We start from the raw sequence: 20,361 nt of genomic DNA on the forward strand, positions 1-20,361 counted from the left end.
GAGAGAAACCGGGTTTTTTGCCTTCTTTTTGAATACTGTACCGATGCTCTAGTACTTCGCCACACTAAGTTTGCTAGGTAAAACAACATTCAAACTCATCATATGTCCCTCTTACTTTGTGCTATGAGCGTCTTTGTGGTTTTTTAATAACCTAGCAGGCGTTGGTGTGGTGGACTACTAGCTATCCATTTCTGCTATTTTTACATTCATTAACTTTTAAGTGTAAAACTTAACAAAAACTGTTCGTATTGACATAGTTTTTGTAGTACGTATAATAATACGTATAGGATACCCGTTAGATTTTTTGCGTTTTAAAACGCAACAGCATATGAGTTCTACTATGTTGAGCTATATCTACTCAGATGCACTGTTTACAGCGACTGAGTTAAACCGTCAACCTGGAAAAATACTAGACCATGCTTTAGAGCATCCAGTAACAATTACTCGTAACGATGAGCATTTTGCTTTGCTGCGTCGTGAAAAGGTTTCTTCTCTTGCCAAAGCGGCTCAAAATGGTGAATACCTTATCGAGCTTTTAAGTGCTGCTTTTCGTTTACGTCTAGATGAAAAGCTTGGTACTGAACATCCACATAGCTGGCTTAAAGTATTTGACAAAGATGAGCTTCAAGACTTTATTAATGAGGTAACAGAAGCTTATCGTTCAGCATTTTTTTCTGAACAAGCTTGGGATGAACTGGAAGCTATTATTCATGAATGGCACGAAAGCGCATTAGCGATCGCCAACCCCGATATTGCCCATGCATTCAGTGATGAGGATGCACCATTAGCAGCCGAAAAACAGTAACAAGCGCTACTGTTCTTATCCCTAACTCTTATTACTCAATCATCAATGTCAACATCATCTTGTTCAGAATTGTCTTGAGAATCCTCATCAAATTCTTCATTCTTACTCTGCGGTTCGGGACAATCTGTTTTTTCAGATTTATAAAATCCCCAAAGAATATCTTTAGTTTCGCGATCGCATTGTTGTTCAATGCGTTCTAGAGTTTCTTCTTTTTCAGATTCATACTTAAAATTGAAGTCAAAATCAAAACTTTGTTCACCAGACATAACTTTTCTCCTGGTTATATAATATATCCCAACTTAATCTCGACGCAAAACTCTTTTGAAATCTTTCTCGTCATTTGTAGCTTGTCTAACTTTTTCAGCTACTCCTAAAGAATTAGGAATTGTATCGAGAAAGATTCTTGAATGGGAATAATCAGTGCTAAATATCCAAATATCTCCTAACAAAAGAGGTTTTTGATGCAAGCAGCTTCTGAATATATCAACAATTTGATATAGCAGCCCCCTTTGCACTTGGATATCAGAAACTCGGTAAAGCTCAAGAAAATTTATTTGCTTCCAGAAAATACCAGTTTTGAGAATTAGCCTCTGGTTAGTTAAAATATACTTGCTAGTTTTAACTTGCAGGTATTTCCACAAGAAGTAGAGAATAGGGAGAAATGTCCAAATTCCAAGAATGAGTAAGAGATTTAAAGGGAAATTAGTGGCAAGAATTTTGAATAAAGAAGAACGGAATTCAATAATTCCATATTCTGCTGTTTTGATGATACTTCTGTTGTCTGTTTTCTTGTTCATCTCTATTTACCATTGCAATGACTTAGGTTGTGATACCAATTTGAACAAAGAATGCGACAGATAATTGGACTAAATCAAATCTAGATAAGGCTTTTTCAATCCAAAATCTAAAATCCAAAATGGTATGATCTTTAGTAATTTGAGTATCGCATGGCCATGGAAATAGAGATTTCCACTTGTAATATTATGATTACTTAAAAACCCTCTGCATCTTAAATGAGAGGGTTTTTTATTAGAAAAATAATCAATAATACCTACTAACCTATTTTCAAGGAGATTCAATAAATTCCAAGGTTAATATGCCTTCTGGTTTGTTGACCACTAATTTCATGATGTCGAACCATGCCGATCCGATCGCAGTTTCCGGGACACCGCGTCCAATATGCACGGGGATAACCACCTCAATGCCATTGATAATAACTCTACCTTTATAAATGTAAAAGTCCCCTTCCCCGCGTGCTGTCCGCATTTCAACTTGCCCCAAAATTTCCGTCCATGCCAACGCTTCCAAGTTCTGCGTATCCATCACAAGCCAACCATCAGTAAATCCAGTATCAAGCAGCGCTGGAATCAAAAATGGCGCACCGTTCGCTGGAACAAGTTGAAGCTCGAAGAACAACTCGCCGTCTTCGCCAAATGTCCCTACACCCATAGTCTGCCACAGGTTCCCGTATCATTGAGGCGGAAAATCATCCTAATTTTGTTTCCACTGTGTACTTTGCTGATTTGCTCGGTAAGACCACGCAAGGTTGGGTCGAGGATATAGTCTTCAGTATCAGGGTCTATAGCAATAAACCAGTTCGGATGAGTTTCGATCAGGGCGGGGCGAAGACGCTCGAACACGGGACGGCATCGTTCGCGCAGGGCGCGTTGTGTATCCCGTTCGCGTTGGACTACCTCTGGATCGGCTGGGGATGGGGGTACTATGCGTGTGCGATGTGGCTGTGATAACGGGGTCATAGCAATTAAGATGAAAATTTAGGGATGACTGGCTGCATTCTTCTCTATCGCCTCTTTGCTCATCCTAACCAATACACCAAACTTGCTTCCATTCTTTCTGATTTTTCTGATTCTTCAAAGAAGAAAGCCAGTTGATAAACGCTTCCGCTTCAGCACATCCTTTTGGGAAAATAGTCACAAGTTCTAAGTATTTACCATCTTTCAAAGGATACATTCGATGCCAAAGTCTACCTATCCGTGTTGGATCGTTTGACTTCCTGTCGTCTTTGACACAACCAGTTAAACAGGTGCGATAAATAGAAGGCGGAGAAGTTTGGCTATTTGGTTTCGGTGCTTTCTGCAATGCCAAAGGTATACTTTGGTTTTGTGTTGGTTGATTATAATTACCCCTTCGTTGGTTTTGAGGTTGCTGATTTCTCGATTGTTGAGGAGAATGCAATAAAGGAATTATCTTAGAATCTGCTGCATTCTCAGCAATTCTTCCCCACACTTGTACGTTATGACGATGCCATTTTTCACGCCATTCTGCTTCCTGTGTTGTTGGATTTTGCTTTTTAACAAGTCGGGGTATTGGTTTTTTAAGTTGCGAATTTTGAGTGTTATTCTGATTCGGTGTAGGTGAGGAAGTTGATGATTCTTGATTGGATGTATGTTCTGTGACTTCAAAATCTCTTTTTTGCATCCATTCTTTAGCTACATTCAGCGTTTCTTCAATCAATTTTGTTGCATCATCTAAACTCTTCACTGGATTATTATCCTCTTCCACCCAAGACCAATGACAGCCAATTAAATGCTTTGTGTATCTTGGGTGAAATATGCGATGGTCAGCACGTCGCCAAGACTTACCAAATCCACCCACCAACATGCCAAACTGAGTTAATTTTTCTACTAAATTTTCTAAACAAGGACGGTGTTCGGTATTATCAAGTTTACCTGATAGTTGCCAAATTAAATCACCTGTCACGTCGTAAGCTTCATTTCCATCAGCAGAAAGCCATTCTGGACTCTCTGGATGAAACTTCATTCCCAACAACCCTACTTTTTCCTTACCAGAACGGATTCCTCCAAATAATTCATCGACAATATCTTCTGCTAAAGTTGGATTCAGACCGCTAAATAGTCGCAATGCATGACCTCGCAAGGCTGCTCTAAAAATATTTGTTCGAAATTCTGCTTTATTATTGAGAAGTTTTGATGCTCCACCCACTCCATGCAACTTGACTTGGTAGAGCACATTACCTGTAGTCTCGTTTGCGAGTCCATAACCCGTGCTGACCCTACATCCTATCCCAGAACCCAAAGCTCTTTCCCAAATCTCCCAAATTTCATTCCAGTTTGTTTCGGGTAATAGACTAGAAATACCGAATTTGAGAGTTGGTTGATACAAAGAAATTAAAGTAAAAGCGCTTTCACCTTCTGGTTTTTTAGTGGTGTCTGTCACTTTCATCTGCCATTTCCATTGAGGATGTACAATATCTACTAATTGCTTTGTCCAGTCATTTATGGGATATCCACCATGAAAACGCAGTAAACTAGGTCGATCGCTATTTTTAGTAAGTCCGTAGCGCTGCTTTTGTTCCTCCGTACAAGCTTGACAAAAAGCTCCCTTCATGCTGCTACCGGGATAAAATGGCAAACCAAAGACACCAATGACCGGACGAATAACGTCATCATCTTGACCGCCGTTAGTGACAAATCGCCAAGATATTGTATATTCTTCAGCTTGAAAATGAGTGCCATCTTTAGGATAATTCTTAAATGAGAAACTCAAGGGATTTTCTGTTTCTGATTGAGATTCTAACCACTGATTTACCCAACGCACGGAATATTGGTCTACTCGATCGACCTGTTCTTGTTGAGCAATTTCGTGGAGGTGTTGGCTTTTGTAAATTCGATGCAGTTGACAGCGACCTTCTACTTGCGATCGAAACATAAGAGGAACATCATTTTTATCGGGCATAATTTTATCTGTTCTGATTTTTTAGATGTAGGTAGGGATTATTTGGCATCGTTTTTATATCGTTGCGTCCACCACACCATGCAATCGCAAAGTTGAGTTAAAACCGCTAGTGCGATTTGCTGGTCTTCACGCGGTAACTTCCATAATTCATCTGCCATTGCTGCAACGTTATTATGTTTAGGTAACTTCACCTCTGCTTTTTCCAAAGTTTCGACTAAAACATCCCAAGTCGCTTTCCAATATTTAGCTAAAGCTGGTGAGTCTTCGTGGCGTTTTGCTTCACCCCAAAACCGTTCCAACCCATAGGCGACTGTTGCACGCATTTTGTAGGCTTCTTTGAAAGCTTGTTTGCTAGGTTCCCTAATGTTCTTATCTCCATTAAGAGCATCTTTAACGAGTTTTCTCGCTTTTTCATCTAGAGCATAAGCTTGCCAAGGCATAATTTTTTACTCCCTGAATGTTAGTGTAACGTAACAACGACCAAACCCTATTGATTCCAAACCACCAAAGTAAAGTTCTTGAGATGTTCGATCGCCAAATGGTTTCCAACCTGTTTCCTTAAGAGCAATAGGAAATATCAAAATACTTCCTTCAGGTAAAGCTTCAACCCCAAAGAAGTTTTCAACTTTCTTGACATCATCCTCTAACTTAGTACGAGTTTGACGGTATAGTGCCATGTCATGGATAATACCGATTTCGCTGTCATCTACCACAACTAAATGACTGAGTTCATGCCCATCGGGAACCCATTCCGATAAACTGGGAGTTGGGGTTAAGTCATCCAAAAAGCCTAAATTGAAGAAAAGAAATTTGCGATCGCTTCTGAGTTTTGCATTTCCCGCTTTGGGTAGTGGTGCAAGTTTTGTTTCGCCTCGGTCATCTGTAACAGTTGGTTTTCCGGTAATTTGTTGATAGCGCTTGAGCAACCAAGGACAAGTCACCCAAACAATGGGTTGACCGGGACAGAATACAGGAAGCCATACTAAAGAAGCATATTCAAATTTAACTAAAGCCTCGGTTGTTCCACTATCTTCTCCACTTGTAACAGTTCTATCTGTAACTGCTTCATGTCCGTACCATTTTCTTTCCTTCTCCTTTTTCTTTTCTGTATTGTTATCCTTTTCCTGCGATCGCATATCGGCGCGAAACCTACCTCGAATCGAACTCCCTGGGATGATTCCCGTCTGAGTAAACTGGTCGCGGAAAATCAAGTTTAAGTTACCTGTTTCTTCTCCCGCACTTGCTCCGATATGCAAAGGTGCTAGGGTTTCAATAATGCCATAAGCCTTGTGGTACATTTATGTTTCTCCAAATGAATTTTTGAGTTTACTCCCTTCGGTGCTCTTAAATTACCGATTCCTTCTCACTTTTTTCTCTGTGTCCTCTGCGCCTCTGTGGTTCATTAAATTAGGTAATATAGCTGGCGGTTCGGGAGTAGTCAGATCAAATCCGGCAGCATCTGAATGATTAAAAAAACCGCAGAGACGCAGAGGGCGCAGAGGGAAGAAAGGAGAAATAATTCCGATACAAACGGATTTGATGTCACACCGAACAAGCATTTGGTAAAGGGAGCGCTAACCCGCATCCCCAACGTTTGAAGGAGGGACCCTCTTTTGGGAACCATTTCTCATCCCAATATTGCCAAGATTTATCTGTCAGTCCTTCAAGTTCTTCCACAACGTAAACGGTACCCGCAGGAATTGCATAACGTCCGCGAGAGAGGAGTTTTGGCAGTTTTTGGTGTTGTTCGCTTTGAGGTTGGCGCTCGTGATGATTTCCCAAGCGGTAACGAAAGGGTATGGGACGTTCTGTTAATAAAGCTTCTACTGTCCAAACTTTTTGCGCGTTGCTTTCTGGGTTTTCTTGTGGGTATTTTTTAGAATCGCCTTTTTGCAGAAACATGGGTTCTCGGTATGACAGACGATTGGAACCCCAAACTGCAGGTGTAATTAGGGCAAAACTCTTTCCAACTTCGGCATTCAATATCTCTGCAAGAAATGGTGAAATCTTTTCACAACGCACATCCACCATGTGTCCCTCACCACCGAAGCGATACCAACCAGGCTTCAGTTTCGTGTTGGAAAGATAAACCAAGCAAGTACCGGGTTCCATCTGGACGGAGTTTTCGAGAAATAAGCTACCCTCCGGTGCTTCTTGACTATCTTTCTTCATAATGACACGTCGTTCATTGAGTTCTAGGCGAGGGTGTAAATGGGGTAAAAACTTCCAAGGTGCTTTTTTGACTTCGTTCGGGTTATCCCATTGAGCGATCGCTAGCCAAGTATTACTTTCATATTTATCATTGGGAGCTTGGTCTTTTTCATCACGCCATAGATTATTTTTCCAGGTGAGTATGTGCTTAATTTCGCCATCTTTAATCAAATAATTACGTGGAGTGGGTACATAAAAGTTTTGTGTTTGCGGCGTTAACTCATCTGCTTGTCCCCAAAATGGTCCAGCTAGCAATAAATCCTGGATGTCTGTATCATTGTAAGTAGCTGCAAATAAACCCGACAAAGTCGCTGCACTGGGAGGAAAATAACTACCGGAGCGTCCTACTAAATTTTCTGGTGACAAAAATTTTCCCGCACTTCCGTAAAGTAAACCCAGAGGTTCAATGATGATAACATATTCAAATGGAGGGCGAGGAGAAACTGGTGATTTTGCAGAGGTGTTTTCCGAGGTTTCTATTGGTAACATAGGTGAAATCCCACTTTGGCAAGATTGATAATCCAGTCGTTGAGCGATTTGTTGAGTTTAGTCTCATCTATTTCTTGAGTGTTCTTTTTGTAGTAATTCTGGCGATCGCCTAAAATTCCTCCGACGAGTCTTCCTTCTTCATCATTATGGTTCCACCAGTTTTTTTCTTGTTTTATCGTCTCCGACTGGTTGCGAAAATATATCTCTAACAAGCCAAAAGCAATATGTCTACTTTCGTCGTTAAAAGCATGACGCGATTCTAAAACAGCGACATCATTATATATATGCGTCCAATTTTTTCCTTTGTCGCGATCTTGGTAACTCGTAAGTAAATCCTGTTCCAACAGCCACCAAGGACATATCCATTCTAAGTGATTGCCGTTGTTAAACAAAACGCGGAATGCTATTCTATCTCTGCCATTGCTTTTTGCTGATTTCTCTGCTAAGCGACAGTGTTGGAGGACATCCCGTTGAGGAACACCAGGAGCCGCCCAGATAAAACCGACACTTGCGGAAATAGGCTTTTTCTCTGGCTGATCCCAAATCTCTGTTTTGAATTTCGAGAACTGATTAATACAGTAGTTGGGTTTTAATTCTCGTCCTTCTTTGGCATCATGAAAAACACCTAAGAAATCATCTCCTCCTGCATAAATGACCCGACAAAACAGAGGTGATTTTTGTTGAAAGTTTTTCCCCCATTCTCGCATCTTCTGACTAAATTCATGTGTTTTATCGGGATATTGTCTTAGGTAATCACCTGCTTTATCGCCATCTCCCTGAAACCAACCAGTCCAATATTTCTTTTGTGGTGTTTGGTTGTCAGTTCCGTTTTTATCATTTTGTCGGCTTAAGTCTTTGAAAGACTTAGGGCTAAGCTCTTGAGATAGTTTTCTGATTTGCGTCTTCAGTTCTTCAATATTTACACCATTATCCTTTAAAGATGGCTCAAGTCGTTGAATCAATTTTTCTGCAATGACTTCATGGGTAATCATTCGCTTGATTAATTCGGGGACGCTCAGTTCTTCACTGGTGTCAATAAATGCTTCTCCTAGTTGCTTTTGGAGTTGTTCGTAAAAATTCCTGATTTCTGTTTTTTCTTGTTGGTAATTGTATGCACGAGGATCGCAAATTTTGCCGAGTCCGGGGTAGGCGATCGCATCTGCACCAGAGAGGGTGGAACTTTCACCTTGCCAATTTATCCCAGTCCAACCGCGCCAATATTTTTTATCATTTAAGCTTTGGCGAACATCGCTGATACTTTCACCAGGTTTTCCTTGAACCCAAAAAAATTCCCATGAATGTTTTGTCCAGAGTCCCCAAATTCTTCGCCAGGATTGATACTCTCCTGGAATCTTTTGTTCAATCCATTCTCGACAGCTTTCTGTTACACATTGCCAAGCTGTATTCAAGGCTGCTTTGGCATCTTCTTTTTGAAAGTCTCCTTCTACAATAATTTGATTGGGTGTTCCCTGGGCTACATCGATAAGAGCTGGAGAAACAACTTTATAACCATTGCTCTTAGCTGTTGCACAAATAACCCAAGATAAATAAGAAAGCAGAAACGAACTCCCATACAAATCTCGCAATTTCCGCGATTTCTCGATAAATCCCTGCACAGGAGAAAAAGTTATGACTGTGTAAATTTTGCTAGTCATATGCAATGAAAAAGAGATCCCTTTTCCTTACTGAATTTTTTAGGACGGTAAAATTTATGATACTGACTTATAGAGTATGCAAATCTTCTTTGCATCTCAAAGCACCCCATAGCAAGCATCAACTTAAAAAGTAAGATAGAGAACCATCCTTACAGTAGTTCTTTAAATTACATAAAGATGCTATCTAAAGAATTTTTTCAGCTTTAACGATGAAGCCCTTAACATTTCGTCAAATGTATCAGCACTTCAGCGAGTGCTTTTACCATTGGACGGGTTGATAAATCTTGTCCTCGTTCTAAGCGATGTACGCTACCTGTGAGTAAAGGTGCTGTTTCTAGCAAGTTGTTGGTGTTGAGCTTCCATTCTTCGGTGAGAAACACTTCATCCTGAGTCGCGTCTAAAATACTGTGAATCTTTGCAACGATTTTGAGATTCGATTTTTGACAAAATTCTTCCCACTCTGCAAACTTGCTAGTATCGTTTGCAAGAATAACTGCATGGGTTGCTGGTTCCACAATTGTCTCGTTTTCTGTGGTGATTCTCCCGCCAATATCAACAATATTAATTAATTGGTTAGCACTCCTGACCCATTGTGCAGCCTGTTTTGCAAATTCTGGGGTAAGTTCAGATTTCAGGCGAGGTTTGCTATCGTTGGCTAATCCCTGATTCTGTTGGTAAGTTTTGTGATACCAAGAGCCTTCCCCATCGGGACAAGCGGTGATTACATAGGGATAAGGTGCGTTCAAAGTCCCTAAAATCGCCTGTTTTAAACCTTCCCGCAAACAGGATTTTCCAGAATGTGGGGGACCGCACAAGACGACTTTGAGAATATTGCGCTCTTGTTGCTTTTCTTCTGTTGCAATCACATCGCCGACTTTGTGGGATATTCCATGAGCAACCGTAACTATGTAGTTTTTATATCTCATTGAGCCAGTGGATGTACTAATTTTATTACCCAATTTGGGGTCAAGAACGGCGACGACTTCGTACAAATGAGCAAGTTTATGGGAAATTACATAACCTACCGCAACAGATTGCGCCCCGTCAATGAGAAGCCGATGTCCTCCAGCAATTTCTCCAGAATCAATCATTTGGTTTAATAATTCTAGGGTATCTTTGACAATGCGATCGCCCTGGGCTGGTAAAGTGCGATTAAACCCGACTCGCAATACCTCGCCTTCTAGTTGAATTTGATAGCTATACATATCCGTGTTTTTTTGCAACAGCTTTACTATCGCATGGAGATGGAATACGCATTTTCCACTAATGTAGGACGGGTGAGGACGCCTATCGAATGGCACGCTCGAAGTGCGACGCATTAGAACGAGTTGTCAAGCAATTAGAAGCTTTTTCGGATATCTCCGGATAAATGCTGAGAGTTTAAGTAATATCTTATAGTCTCAGCCCAAATAGTACTGCTGTCACATCAAAAGGCTATGCGAAACAACTTTGCTCAAACAGCCAAAATATTTTTTAACCCTGAAACTCTCATTCCTTTCTTTATCGGCAGTATTTTTCTATCCGTTTTGGGTAATGCTATCACCCAAATATTGGGGAATTTATTTGGCAATACCACGACAGCTGCCTTGGGGATTATTCTAGGATCTATATTGGTTCTAATCTTCTCAGTGTGGTTGGTAACGAAATCATTAACCAAAGTGCGATCGCCCCAAATCGATTTAGGCAAGTTACCTCCCATAAAACATAAAGGACTTATGTTGTTAGTTAGCCGAGAAGAACCTTGTCGAAAAGCAATAGAATATCATCTCCCAGAATTAGAAGGTTGTTGGTTTATTTGTTCTTCTCAAACTCTTGATTTAGCAAAAAAGTTAACACAGGATTTTCCCAAGCTCAAGGTTCCAGAACCAATAGTTATCAACGATATTTACGATCCTCTAGAGTTTTATCAAGAAGTCAGAAAAATCTACAAATATCTACCCCAGGGATGGATAGTAGAGGATGTAATCGCAGATTTTACAGGAATGACTGCCCAGGCTAGTGTAGGAATGGTAATTGCTTCTTTGTTTGAAAAAAGTTCATTACAATACACGCCAGCCGAGTTAAAAGATAGAAAGCCCACAGGATGTTCTCTAAACCCGATTGAAATTACTTTTAAGGAACAGTTCCGCAAACAAACTAATTAGTTAAATTCTTTCCCAAGTCCATTTTAATCTTTGAGAGGTTTAAGTTTTCTTCGTGCTTTCCTCTACCCAATTGAGTGACTTCATTACTAGGTGTTTCTTGAGTTTCTTCCTCATGCTTTTGTTTAGATTTATCATTAGTTTTTTCTTCTAGACGCATATCCGCACGAAATCGACCGCGAATAGAACTACCGGGAATAATCCCCGTCTGGGTAAACTAGTCGCGAAAAATCAGGTTTAAGTTACCTCTAAACTTTTATCTCGGTTTTTAAACTCATCTAACAACTTATAGAAATTATCAAAACCCTCTTTCTCATGATGGCAATACAGCATGATTATCTTCGCCCAAGAGTTAGAAGTCCGTAAATGATGCTTTCTTTCGACAAATTCATGAAAATGCTCACAAAAATCAGCATCCTCATCAGTCAGTTCAATACCTAATTCTCTTCTAGCAGTTTTATAACCCACTAAAAAATCAAACAGGACAGTGACAGAAGCTTTACCAATATACATCCCAGGTCTAACTCTAATTTTTTCCAAAATTTTATATAGTCCACCACTCATATCAATTTTCTATCCAATAGTTTCAACTCTATCGCACTACAAAAATTCTAAATATTTAATATCAAATTGTTCGCTTTGACAGTGGAAATCATTTACCAAATCATCTTTTATCATTCCTGTTGTTGAGAGATGATCAAAGACTTTACCTCGCACTTCCACGCCGTAGTGTTTCCCATTAATTGTAACTGAATCATAATTGGCAACCTGACAAACAGGTGAAAAAGTTAGTTAAGCCAGTGAAGGATAATGTCCAGTTTGATTGGATATCTCACGGAAGCGGTTTCGAGGGTGTGGACTATTGGTGGGGAAGCACCCCAACCACCGCCAAAGTATTATGTTATCTATGTTTGAGGGTTCTTTGAGGGTCACTTTCAGATGTTCATCGACACCACTCGCTGAATTGCTGAAACCCTATATTTTTCGTTGAGTGGTGTCGATTGCTTACTAGACAAAGGTTTGAGCTATGTGTTTTGCTAAATTTTTGGGAGGATATACTATAATTCCATCAGTGGTGTCGATTTGGGGGCTGGAACCTTTACTGGGTAAGGTCTCCTAGACGAACTCCCCACCGATTGGGTCAATTCGGATTAGTTGGAAACTCTTAGCTGTACATTCTTGTTGCGGCAAGCCGTGCAAGCTCAACCCCACCGATTGGGTCAATTCGGATTAGTTGGAAACGATATTCTACTACTTCTTCACGAGCTTTTTGCTCTGTTACTTTACCTATAAATTTGCACAGGGTAGAAGGATAAATTTGCACAACTATGTTACTTAAAGGATAAAGTGGCCGTTCTTAAAGCATAAAGTGGCCGCAGCTGTTGCTTAAAACAAAAAGTGGCTGTGACTTAAAGGAATTTTTTGCCGCAGTGGCATGCTTTTACTTTAATTTGAGGGAGGCAACTTTATACTTTAACGAGTTTCCTCTAAGTCTGTAGAATGAAAAGGCTGCAACTCTTATGAAATTCATCATTCTAAGCCTATTTACTTGGGGAAGTGTTAAGAGACTTTCGGCAAACTTTTACCTTGGATTTGAACTCATGGCAAGATTACAGTTGAAACTGGAGTATAATGGTAGCGATCGCTATCTTATAAAGTACCTTTGTTTAAACTAAAATTCTGCCAGTAGTTCAAATGCAAAGCAAAAACTTGCCGTTTATCCTTATACACTTAGAGAGCGTTAATATATTTGACCTAACCAAATTGTAGGAGAATGGCTCTGTTTTTACCCTAGAGACTAACAAGCAACTATTTAAAGTATAAAGTTGCCGGACTTAAATTAAAGTAAAAGCATGCCATTGCGGCAAAAAATTCCTTTAAGTCACAGTGGCAGTTTTAAAACCAAAAAGTGGCAGCAGTCAAAAACCTATAGTGTTCGTGTATTTGAGAGATTTTAATGCGATCGCTTGCAAATCATGTATAACGGGAAAATAAGCGTTCTAGCTCCCCTGGCTCTGCCACTTTATACTTTAAAAACTGCCACTTTATCTTTTAAGTAACACCTTGGGTTGATATTCAGCCAGTAAATTGGCATAAATTTCTGGATTAATAGTAAGGGTCGGTTTGCTCATGCTTTATATAGGCTTTGTTGAAACGAACGAATCTAAATGAGCAAGTGCTTCCCTAGCTATCTCCGTCACATAATAACTTTCATCATCCATTGCCTTTTCCCAAACCTCACGCAATCTAGGACGATTTAGTTCTTTGAGCGAATCTACTGTAGGAATTCTCACGTAAACGTCCTCATCTTGAAGTAATATTATTAATGCATCCACAGATGACTCAGTATCGTAGTGCTTCAGTTGCCTTGCAACTTCTTGTCTGGGTCGTCTCGAACGTTTTTCGCGGTACACTTCATCGACTAAACAATTAAGTATTTCAGAACTTCGATACTCAGCCAGCGCTAATAAAGCGTCTGCACGAACTTCTTCGGTGGAATCAACTCTTGCTACATTAATGAGGTATGGTACAGCACGGCGATCGCGAATTTCTCCTAAGTTACAAGCCGCAGTACCACGTACTTCAGGGTCTGCATCTGATAAAAAATGTTGGATAATATCTAGGGCATTACTTGGCTTAAGTGTACCTATTTTGTCCAACGCATTCTCGCGTATCTCTGGATCTGAGTTTTTTAGCTTTTGCACAATAGCTGACAACTCTTCTGACATAAGGACAATTTCAACTACTCCCCATCTCAAAAATTCCTTATTTGAATTAACCGCAAAGACAACAAGGTCACCAATTGCTTCGTACAGTTTTGCAACGGCTGGGTCGTCTGGACGATCTGTCAGACTAGGCACCTCCTGCGAAAAAAGTTGGTTTTATTATATCTTACGTTGCTCGTTTTAACCAGAAAACTTTAAAAGTCCTATTAACAGAGCGACAGGTGCTGCAAGTAACAACCACATGGTATTTTGTAAACCATAATGTTGAGCAAACAAACCCAATGCTAGCGGCATTAAACCACCCACAAAACCAAATAAGTTACTCAATGTCATGACTGTACCACTCTGTCCCGGCATTGCTGTATACAATTGTCCTTGGAGAATTGAGTACCAACCTGCATTAAACAAACCCAGCAAACCGAGAATTAATAACTTGATATTGATGTTTGGTACGAGCAAAAAAGCCGGGTACAGAAACAAAACAATTATGGCGCTTAATTTTAAGTAAGCAATTCCCCTCACTCTTTCTAGCAAAGGAATGAGCAAAAAATCCCCTAGCAAGCCAAACCCTAACCAGATAGTCATAGCAAAACTAGCCTGCGTATTGCTTGCACCAATAACATCAACAAAATACAGTGCCAAAAAGCCACGCAAAATATCCAGCATTAAATCGGAAAATTGCAACAAAGTTAACCAAAGCAGCACTTTACGCCGTTTTAAAGCTGCGATCGCATTACCTATAGCCTCTCTAAAACCCTGTATTGGTTCATCAATTTTGTCAGGTGCAGTTGGAATTGCTTTTCGATACTTCCACACCATTCCCAACAGCAATACTGTTAGAACAGCCAAGATAAAAAATGCACTCCGCCAACTTTGATGTAATCCCACAGCAACCGCTAACACCACTGGACCAATGACATTTCCCACAGACCCAGCTAAAGCCCAACGTGCCATATTTTGCTCATGGCGTTTCGGTTCAATGTCCATGAGAGTAGCTTGGGAAAGACTGACAAAGCAACCGGAAGCAGGATAAAACAGGATAAAGGCTGCCAAGAATAATGGAAAGAATTTATATGTATCGCAATTAATGCGAAATGGTATCATTCGTTGAAAAATCAAACGTTGAGGCGATCGCTTTTCTCAACAGCAAAAGAAACAATCATCAGACCGCAAATACTCAGTATTCGTCTTGCGCCAATCACTACTGGGAAACTCATAAACCCAGTCAATCCCGGAATCTACATTCAAAAAACCGCTCACCATCCCGTGAATCACACCCACACCCGTACTTGCACAGATACTATTCAACCAAAATACTGCTGGGTCATTTACACCTTCTATGTAACCTGCACCCGCAGCCATTTGATGAATTTCAGAAGGTGCAGACTCTAAAGCAGCCCTTTGCAGGCTAATAATATTACCGCACATCAAACACCAACCACCACCCACAGGAGGAACGGTCACTCTACAATACATTCGCGGTGTATGGTCTTGTTTCATATCTATGTGAGTTCCCAAACAGACCAGAGGACGCATATATTCCAACGCTAATTCTTGAGCAATTTTGCGAGAAAGGTGGTTGTCTGTTGCTACCACAATTAAATCGCAAGTTGCTATTTCTTGCTTGGCTAACTCACTTTCAATTGAAGTTGGTATTGTTTTAACACAAGAACCTTCACTGTAAATTCTTTTGATAAGATGCTTGACATAATACACTTTATGCCATCTTTGTTCTACCATTTCTTGTGTAGCACCAGGCATTCGATTGAGATTCAGAGTCTCTAATTTATCGGGGTCAATTAAGACCCAATTTTTTACACCCAAACGTCCCAACAATTCTGCAAAAATTGAACCAATACCGCCACAACCAATTAATGCTACTTTGAGTTCGTTGAGCAGCCTTTGATTAGCTTCTCCAAATATTTTTTGTCGAGCAAACATCAAATCTGGATTGTTCATCTCATCTTCATTAGTCGCGACTTCAAACAATGAATTACAGAATTTAACCTTCTCAAACTTCCGTCCTTTCCTATCCCACATCCGAAATTGACAAGACTGAAAATCTTCATCAAATACCCCAGAAATCAAACGAGGTTTTTGGGGAAACCCAGATGAGATAAATTGAGCATATTCCGACTCATAGCGATCGTCAATATAGGAAAAATCAGGCATTCCTCGACCTGCATGAGTATGAATGTGAACTACATCTAACCCAGGTTGAAGATAATTTTCCAATAGATAGGAATGAAAAGGCTGTTTTAATATCAATCCAGTTGCAGATTGATGTTCGTAGCAGTCAGACGAAGGAACAACCCAAGTTTTAGGGATATACCGGATTTTACGTTTTGAAACTTGATGGCGCTGACAAAAGAAAAAACCAATGACTTCTTCATTAAACATTCTAGATTTGAGCATAGATTCCTGAAATTCAGACCACATTTTTGGTGGTACATGAAAAGAAATGGCAACAGGTTTGTTCATGGTTAGTTGTTAGTTGTTAGTGGTTGGTAGGGGCGCAAGGCATTGCGCCCGTACAGTGGTTAGTAGTTGGTAGGGGCGCAAGGCATTGCGCCCGTACAGTGGTTAGTGGTTGGTAGGGGCGCAAGGCATTGCGCCCGTACAGTGGTTAGTGGTTGGTGGGAAAAAACAGAAGTCTCTAAAGGTATGTAAACACGCTAAAACCTTTACAAATGACAAATGACAATCAATCATCGCTATTAATTGCGTGACGTGCTGTAACAAACAAAGTCGCAAGATTGTGACCCTTCTCAGGATTCTGACTGGGTCTCCAAGAATTCAACCAGACATCATGGTTAAATCCTCCCCCCAAACCCACGCAATACCAATACCATCCTTCTTCACTCAAAAATGGCGCACCATAGTAACTTTGACGGGTAAAGTGATGGTCTCCCTCTCCTAGCGTATTCCAGGGATAATTTAGATAGCAGCCAATGGGAGGAAGGCGCGGGTAATCTGGTGGTAATAAAAACAAAACATCTGTGTTAGAAACAGTAAATTTTTTGGAAGATAAAGGCATACCCTTAATGAGAACCGCCGTATATCTAATATCGCCGACTGTCTTGCTACCAACAATGACATTTTTTGCAACTTTTTCTAACAATTTGAGTTCTTCTAGAGTTCGCGAACTCGGTTTAAATCCAGATTTTTCTTGACTTATTGTAACTGCCATACTTCACCTGCACAATATTTCACAATCCACAACTTGATTACCCCTTCACAATTTTAGGTACACTCCAAACCTTAGAACCTTCCTTGAGTGCTTCATTATTTTTTAAAGGACGAGTTCCGCTAAAGCCTTCTTCCATCACATCATCCTGACCAATTTCCGGCAGTTTTTTTCTTAATTCTTCAACAGTTGTCCCTTGGGGTAAATCGACCAATTTGCCGTTAACAATTGCTCTCATCTGATTTCCTCACTTTGTTCTAATTCTTAACCCACGTTCGGGTAAATTCTTTGTAATTGGTTCGTAGTAGCGCTTTAGCGTATGCACTGCTACTACGAACTACTTACTTAAATTCTTGTTGAATGAATTCCACAGACTGCGTTCGTTTTTGAGATCGATCGCGCTCGTATTCAGGCAAATGATTTATGAAAAATATCAACAATAAACCTACCAAGCCAATAACATTACTAATCTTGAAAAACAACAACTGTTTAGCTTGGTTGGATGTTACCTCCTCTAAAAAGCCAATTCTTTTATCAAGCTTTTGCAAAAAGGATTTGACATGATTCACCTCATAACTTACCTTTTGCAAATATTGTGGATAATCTTGTTTGGTAATAGCAGAAACTTGAGATTCCAAAGATTCACAACGTCGAATGATTTTCTCAGTTCTTTGTGTCAGTTCATCTAACTGATTGCGTTCTTGAGTAATTAATTTGCCATTCACTGTCCCCATGAATCACTCCTTTCTTTTTTTGTTTACTCCAGCCTTCTGCATTTATGAATCAAAGACATTAGAACTACCAATCCGGTGATAATTTTGGTTAGTATCATGTTGGTCAAATTTATCAAACACCTCTGTTAAATCCACTACGCTATTAGCTGAATTTTTTAATTCACTTCCTAGCGATTGTTCGACTGAAGCTACCTCAACCCGTATTCCTCGTCTTCTCAGTTTTTCTGCTAAATAGGCAAAATCAGAATCACCCGTCACTAAAACAACAATATCTGGTTTAACTTCTAACGCTAACTCAATAGCATCGATTGCCATGACAACGTCAACATTATTCTCGTAATCATCTCCTTTAGCTTTTCCTTCTTTCGCTACAACTAAAAAACCATTACTCCTTGCCCAGTATATAAATTTTTCTTTGCTTTTTCGCTGTTCTTCAAATCTTTCTCTTGCAGGAGGTAGACCAAGATAAATTACCATTTCAATGAGTTCTCTACCCTCTTTTGGATCTGCTAAGTAATCACGCACTTTATGCCAGTTTATTTTACGATTAAAGTTTTGCGCTGCCATAAAAGCATTATCGCCGTCTGCAATAATCATCACTCGATGAAGATTTACCATACACTTTCACCACGCTTTTGGGGTTTGTGTTTTCTTATTTCTCATTAAAACTCAGGTTCTTCAGTACTTGTTATGCTAAAATAACAAGTACTGAAGAGGGAACAGGGAACAGGGAACAGGGAACAGTGAAGAAAGGAAAAAGGAAAAAGGAAAAAAGGGAAGAGAGCGTTATTCTAGCTTCTTAATGAGGGCAATAATCATTCGACTCTCTTCTCGTAGCAAAGAAATAATTGGTTCTATATCTTCTTGTTTAGATAGACCTACCCGATGCGATAGAATAACGTGTGTTTCTAATTCATTAACCGAGCCTTGAGCAATATTCAGAAATCTAATGTATTCAAGTGTCGATCTTCTTCCATATCCCTCGGCTATATTGGCTGGAATAGAGACAGCGGATTTCCTAATTTGTTGTACCATGCCATATAACTCGTCTTTGGGAAAAGGTTTAGTCAAAAAATAGCACTTTTCGGCTATATCCATACCTTTTTGCCAGATTTTTAAGTCTTTAAAATCATTAATCTCTGCCATGAAAACCCTCAAGATTATCAAAATTCATCAATGTTTAGTTAGCAATTGAAATGCCAAGTTAATAGGCACCGAATTCGAAAGTTGTCAAAATTTCTAAAACCATAAGCAGCGCGTTTGATGAGCTTGAGTTTGTTATTAATACCTTCTACAACTCCGCTTGTTGTCCTATTATCAAAGTAAGCAACGATCTCATCTAGCCAACGAAGTATTGTGTTATAGCTCTTAGGAAAATGTTTTTTCGCTTTAAATAACCATGTTCCTAGTTTAAATAATCCGGCTTCCCAATTACTTATTGTTTCAAAAATTTGTCGAATTTCCTCTTTTAATTCATGCATGATTTTTAGACTAGGAGAAACTTGTTTGACTTCAATTAATTTCTCTTGTTGGACTTGATTTAGATCTTCTTCATTCTTAAGTAAAATATATTTACTTTTTGTAAGTCCTTGTAAAATTTTTTCACTGTCTGCTTTATCTTGAGGAGATTCCGCTTTTTTTATAACTGATTCTATTTGACTTTTTTCTCTCTTTCTTTGTGTATCTAGTTCCTTGTTTATCTGTACCATTACATGAAATCTGTCAGCCACTACTTGTGCATGAGGCATTAATTCTTTCACTAAACTTTTATAACCTTGCCATAAATCTATACTCACTTCTTCTATTTTATCTAAAACATCATTCCCCCATTCAATTAAGATTTCTCTTATGACTTCTTGTGTGCGCCCATGTAAAATTGTAATTGGTTTAGATGTATCCAAATCTGTTAAGACTGCACAGTAATTTCCATGACCTTTCACCAAAGCTATTTCGTCAATTCCCAGTCTTTTTAATCCGTCATGTTTTGATGAAGATAATCCTGTAGATGCATCTTTTAACATTCTTTCTATTTCTTCTGTCGTCACAATTCCTTTGGATGCAACACTGTGAATATCGTTTTCTAAAACGTCTTGTATTATTTTTTGAGCTAATCTTTTTGTATATGTCCTTTTTCGGCTTACGAAATCTAATTCTTCACTAAAAGGTTTTTTACACACCTCACATTTGAATTGTATAAAAGTTTATTTCTAAAAAAACTGGTTTTTCTCCAAATGGTAAGTCTTTTACTATGTATCGATGATTTTGATGTAATCTATGACTTACGGTTCCACAACGTAGGCAAATACTATAATCAGAAATTGATTCGGTTTGTAGTATAAGTCCAATTCCAGCATGAAGCCGATGGGATATGACTTTTACCCCTTCTATATCCAGAATTTCCGTTAAAGCTTTAATACCTTTTTTCCTTACCATAACTGTTAGATTTACAAAAATGTTATCAGGCAAGGCAAACAGAAAACTTCGTTTCTTTCTTCACTGTTCCCCGTTCCCTGTTCCCTGTTCCCTCTTCAGTACTTGTTATTTTAGCATAACAAGTACTGAAGAGCCAAAACTCATAGGTGGAATATGCATTATCCGTGTTAATGAAAAAGGGAGTGGGGAGTAGGGAGTAGGGAGTGGGGGAAGAAAAATTTTCATTTGTTCTGGTATATATGATTCATGACAACTACTTCAAG

At 39.4% G+C, this 20,361-nt stretch carries 23 protein-coding genes and 2 pseudogenes; 2 read left to right on the forward strand and 23 right to left on the reverse strand.

All coding sequences use genetic code 11. The annotated features are described in order from the left end of the window. Window positions 1–328 precede the first annotated feature (328 nt). Window positions 329–805: a hypothetical protein gene (locus tag WA1_RS26520; RefSeq protein ID WP_026135047.1), complete on the forward strand. Its 477-nt coding sequence runs from the start codon at window positions 329–331 to the stop codon at window positions 803–805. A gap of 35 nt (window positions 806–840) precedes the next feature. Here WA1_RS26520 and WA1_RS26525 read toward each other — a convergent pair whose 3' ends face one another. The 10 genes from WA1_RS26525 to WA1_RS26570 form a co-directional block, all read right to left on the reverse strand. After that, the gene (locus WA1_RS26525) at window positions 841–1,071 is read right to left on the reverse strand and encodes a hypothetical protein (protein WP_017746849.1); all 231 of its coding nucleotides are present in this window, start codon (window positions 1,069–1,071) and stop codon (window positions 841–843) included. A gap of 33 nt (window positions 1,072–1,104) precedes the next feature. Continuing rightward, window positions 1,105–1,602, reverse strand: coding sequence for a PH domain-containing protein (locus tag WA1_RS26530; RefSeq protein ID WP_017746848.1), 498 nt, complete (start codon window positions 1,600–1,602; stop codon window positions 1,105–1,107). A gap of 268 nt (window positions 1,603–1,870) precedes the next feature. Then, window positions 1,871–2,254, reverse strand: coding sequence for a hypothetical protein (locus WA1_RS26535; protein ID WP_017746847.1), 384 nt, complete (start codon window positions 2,252–2,254; stop codon window positions 1,871–1,873). Continuing rightward, on the reverse strand, window positions 2,245–2,562 hold the full coding sequence (locus WA1_RS53290; protein WP_081402947.1) for a hypothetical protein: 318 nt from the start codon (window positions 2,560–2,562) through the stop codon (window positions 2,245–2,247). Before WA1_RS53290 ends, WA1_RS26535 begins: the two co-directional genes overlap by 10 nt. A 64-nt stretch (window positions 2,563–2,626) precedes the next feature. Beyond that, complete coding sequence (locus WA1_RS26545; RefSeq protein WP_017746845.1) at window positions 2,627–4,522, reverse strand: hypothetical protein; 1,896 nt, start codon at window positions 4,520–4,522, stop codon at window positions 2,627–2,629. A gap of 38 nt (window positions 4,523–4,560) precedes the next feature. Continuing rightward, window positions 4,561–4,962 (reverse strand): hypothetical protein, encoded by a 402-nt coding sequence (locus tag WA1_RS26550; RefSeq protein ID WP_017746844.1) that lies wholly within the window; start codon window positions 4,960–4,962, stop codon window positions 4,561–4,563. Between the two features lie 6 nt (window positions 4,963–4,968). Continuing rightward, window positions 4,969–5,820, reverse strand: a complete 852-nt coding sequence (locus WA1_RS26555) for an RAMP superfamily CRISPR-associated protein (protein ID WP_017746843.1) — start codon at window positions 5,818–5,820, stop codon at window positions 4,969–4,971. A gap of 244 nt (window positions 5,821–6,064) precedes the next feature. Next, on the reverse strand, window positions 6,065–7,222 hold the full coding sequence (locus WA1_RS26560; RefSeq protein ID WP_017746842.1) for a type III-B CRISPR module-associated Cmr3 family protein: 1,158 nt from the start codon (window positions 7,220–7,222) through the stop codon (window positions 6,065–6,067). Further along, the gene (locus WA1_RS26565; RefSeq protein ID WP_017746841.1) at window positions 7,210–8,877 is read right to left on the reverse strand and encodes a type III-B CRISPR-associated protein Cas10/Cmr2; all 1,668 of its coding nucleotides are present in this window, start codon (window positions 8,875–8,877) and stop codon (window positions 7,210–7,212) included. The genes WA1_RS26560 and WA1_RS26565 overlap by 13 nt, the downstream gene beginning before the upstream one ends. 218 nt (window positions 8,878–9,095) lie before the next feature. After that, complete coding sequence (locus WA1_RS26570; RefSeq protein WP_017746840.1) at window positions 9,096–10,082, reverse strand: P-loop NTPase family protein; 987 nt, start codon at window positions 10,080–10,082, stop codon at window positions 9,096–9,098. A gap of 231 nt (window positions 10,083–10,313) precedes the next feature. Between WA1_RS26570 and WA1_RS26575 the strand changes: the two genes are divergently transcribed. Continuing rightward, the gene (locus tag WA1_RS26575) at window positions 10,314–11,021 is read left to right on the forward strand and encodes a hypothetical protein (protein WP_017746839.1); all 708 of its coding nucleotides are present in this window, start codon (window positions 10,314–10,316) and stop codon (window positions 11,019–11,021) included. On the opposite strand, the gene WA1_RS58790 is transcribed toward WA1_RS26575, so the two are convergent. From WA1_RS58790 to WA1_RS26625, 13 genes and pseudogenes are all read right to left on the reverse strand, one after another. Then, window positions 11,014–11,178 carry a hypothetical protein gene (locus WA1_RS58790; RefSeq protein WP_017746838.1) on the reverse strand — a complete coding sequence of 55 codons (165 nt, stop codon included), beginning with the start codon at window positions 11,176–11,178 and terminating at the stop codon, window positions 11,014–11,016. The two genes, WA1_RS26575 and WA1_RS58790, sit on opposite strands and share 8 nt — an antisense overlap. Continuing rightward, window positions 11,173–11,265 (reverse strand): annotated as a pseudogene (locus WA1_RS55405) (type III-B CRISPR module RAMP protein Cmr4); the annotation flags it as partial. The pseudogene WA1_RS55405 and the gene WA1_RS58790, both read right to left, overlap by 6 nt. Beyond that, entirely contained in the window at window positions 11,256–11,582 is a 327-nt protein-coding gene (locus tag WA1_RS26580; protein ID WP_017746837.1) for a hypothetical protein, read from the reverse strand. The pseudogene WA1_RS55405 and the gene WA1_RS26580, both read right to left, overlap by 10 nt. Window positions 11,583–11,618: 36 nt before the next feature. Further along, window positions 11,619–11,762: a papain fold toxin domain-containing protein gene (locus tag WA1_RS61825; protein WP_148662992.1), complete on the reverse strand. Its 144-nt coding sequence runs from the start codon at window positions 11,760–11,762 to the stop codon at window positions 11,619–11,621. Between the two features lie 1,391 nt (window positions 11,763–13,153). Beyond that, the gene (locus tag WA1_RS26585; RefSeq protein ID WP_017746835.1) at window positions 13,154–13,879 is read right to left on the reverse strand and encodes a HEAT repeat domain-containing protein; all 726 of its coding nucleotides are present in this window, start codon (window positions 13,877–13,879) and stop codon (window positions 13,154–13,156) included. Window positions 13,880–13,924: 45 nt separating this feature from the next. Beyond that, window positions 13,925–14,848: an MFS transporter gene (locus WA1_RS26590; RefSeq protein ID WP_017746834.1), complete on the reverse strand. Its 924-nt coding sequence runs from the start codon at window positions 14,846–14,848 to the stop codon at window positions 13,925–13,927. Window positions 14,849–14,884: 36 nt separating this feature from the next. Next, a complete protein-coding gene (locus WA1_RS26595) occupies window positions 14,885–16,225 on the reverse strand; it encodes a HesA/MoeB/ThiF family protein (protein ID WP_017746833.1) in 1,341 nt (446 codons plus the stop codon). Between the two features lie 223 nt (window positions 16,226–16,448). Further along, window positions 16,449–16,934 carry an E2/UBC family protein gene (locus tag WA1_RS26600; RefSeq protein WP_017746832.1) on the reverse strand — a complete coding sequence of 162 codons (486 nt, stop codon included), beginning with the start codon at window positions 16,932–16,934 and terminating at the stop codon, window positions 16,449–16,451. Window positions 16,935–16,971: 37 nt separating this feature from the next. Further along, window positions 16,972–17,169, reverse strand: coding sequence for a hypothetical protein (locus WA1_RS26605; protein WP_017746831.1), 198 nt, complete (start codon window positions 17,167–17,169; stop codon window positions 16,972–16,974). Window positions 17,170–17,272: 103 nt separating this feature from the next. After that, window positions 17,273–17,665: a hypothetical protein gene (locus WA1_RS26610; protein ID WP_017746830.1), complete on the reverse strand. Its 393-nt coding sequence runs from the start codon at window positions 17,663–17,665 to the stop codon at window positions 17,273–17,275. Window positions 17,666–17,707: 42 nt separating this feature from the next. Continuing rightward, window positions 17,708–18,283 carry a LabA-like NYN domain-containing protein gene (locus tag WA1_RS26615; protein ID WP_017746829.1) on the reverse strand — a complete coding sequence of 192 codons (576 nt, stop codon included), beginning with the start codon at window positions 18,281–18,283 and terminating at the stop codon, window positions 17,708–17,710. A gap of 168 nt (window positions 18,284–18,451) precedes the next feature. After that, window positions 18,452–18,811 (reverse strand): four helix bundle protein, encoded by a 360-nt coding sequence (locus tag WA1_RS26620; RefSeq protein WP_017750197.1) that lies wholly within the window; start codon window positions 18,809–18,811, stop codon window positions 18,452–18,454. Between the two features lie 38 nt (window positions 18,812–18,849). Then, a pseudogene (locus WA1_RS26625) lies at window positions 18,850–20,098 on the reverse strand (ISL3 family transposase). Window positions 20,099–20,361 lie beyond the last annotated feature (263 nt).

This window comes from Scytonema hofmannii PCC 7110, assembly GCF_000346485.2.
GTDB classification, from domain to species: domain Bacteria; phylum Cyanobacteriota; class Cyanobacteriia; order Cyanobacteriales; family Nostocaceae; genus Scytonema; species Scytonema hofmannii.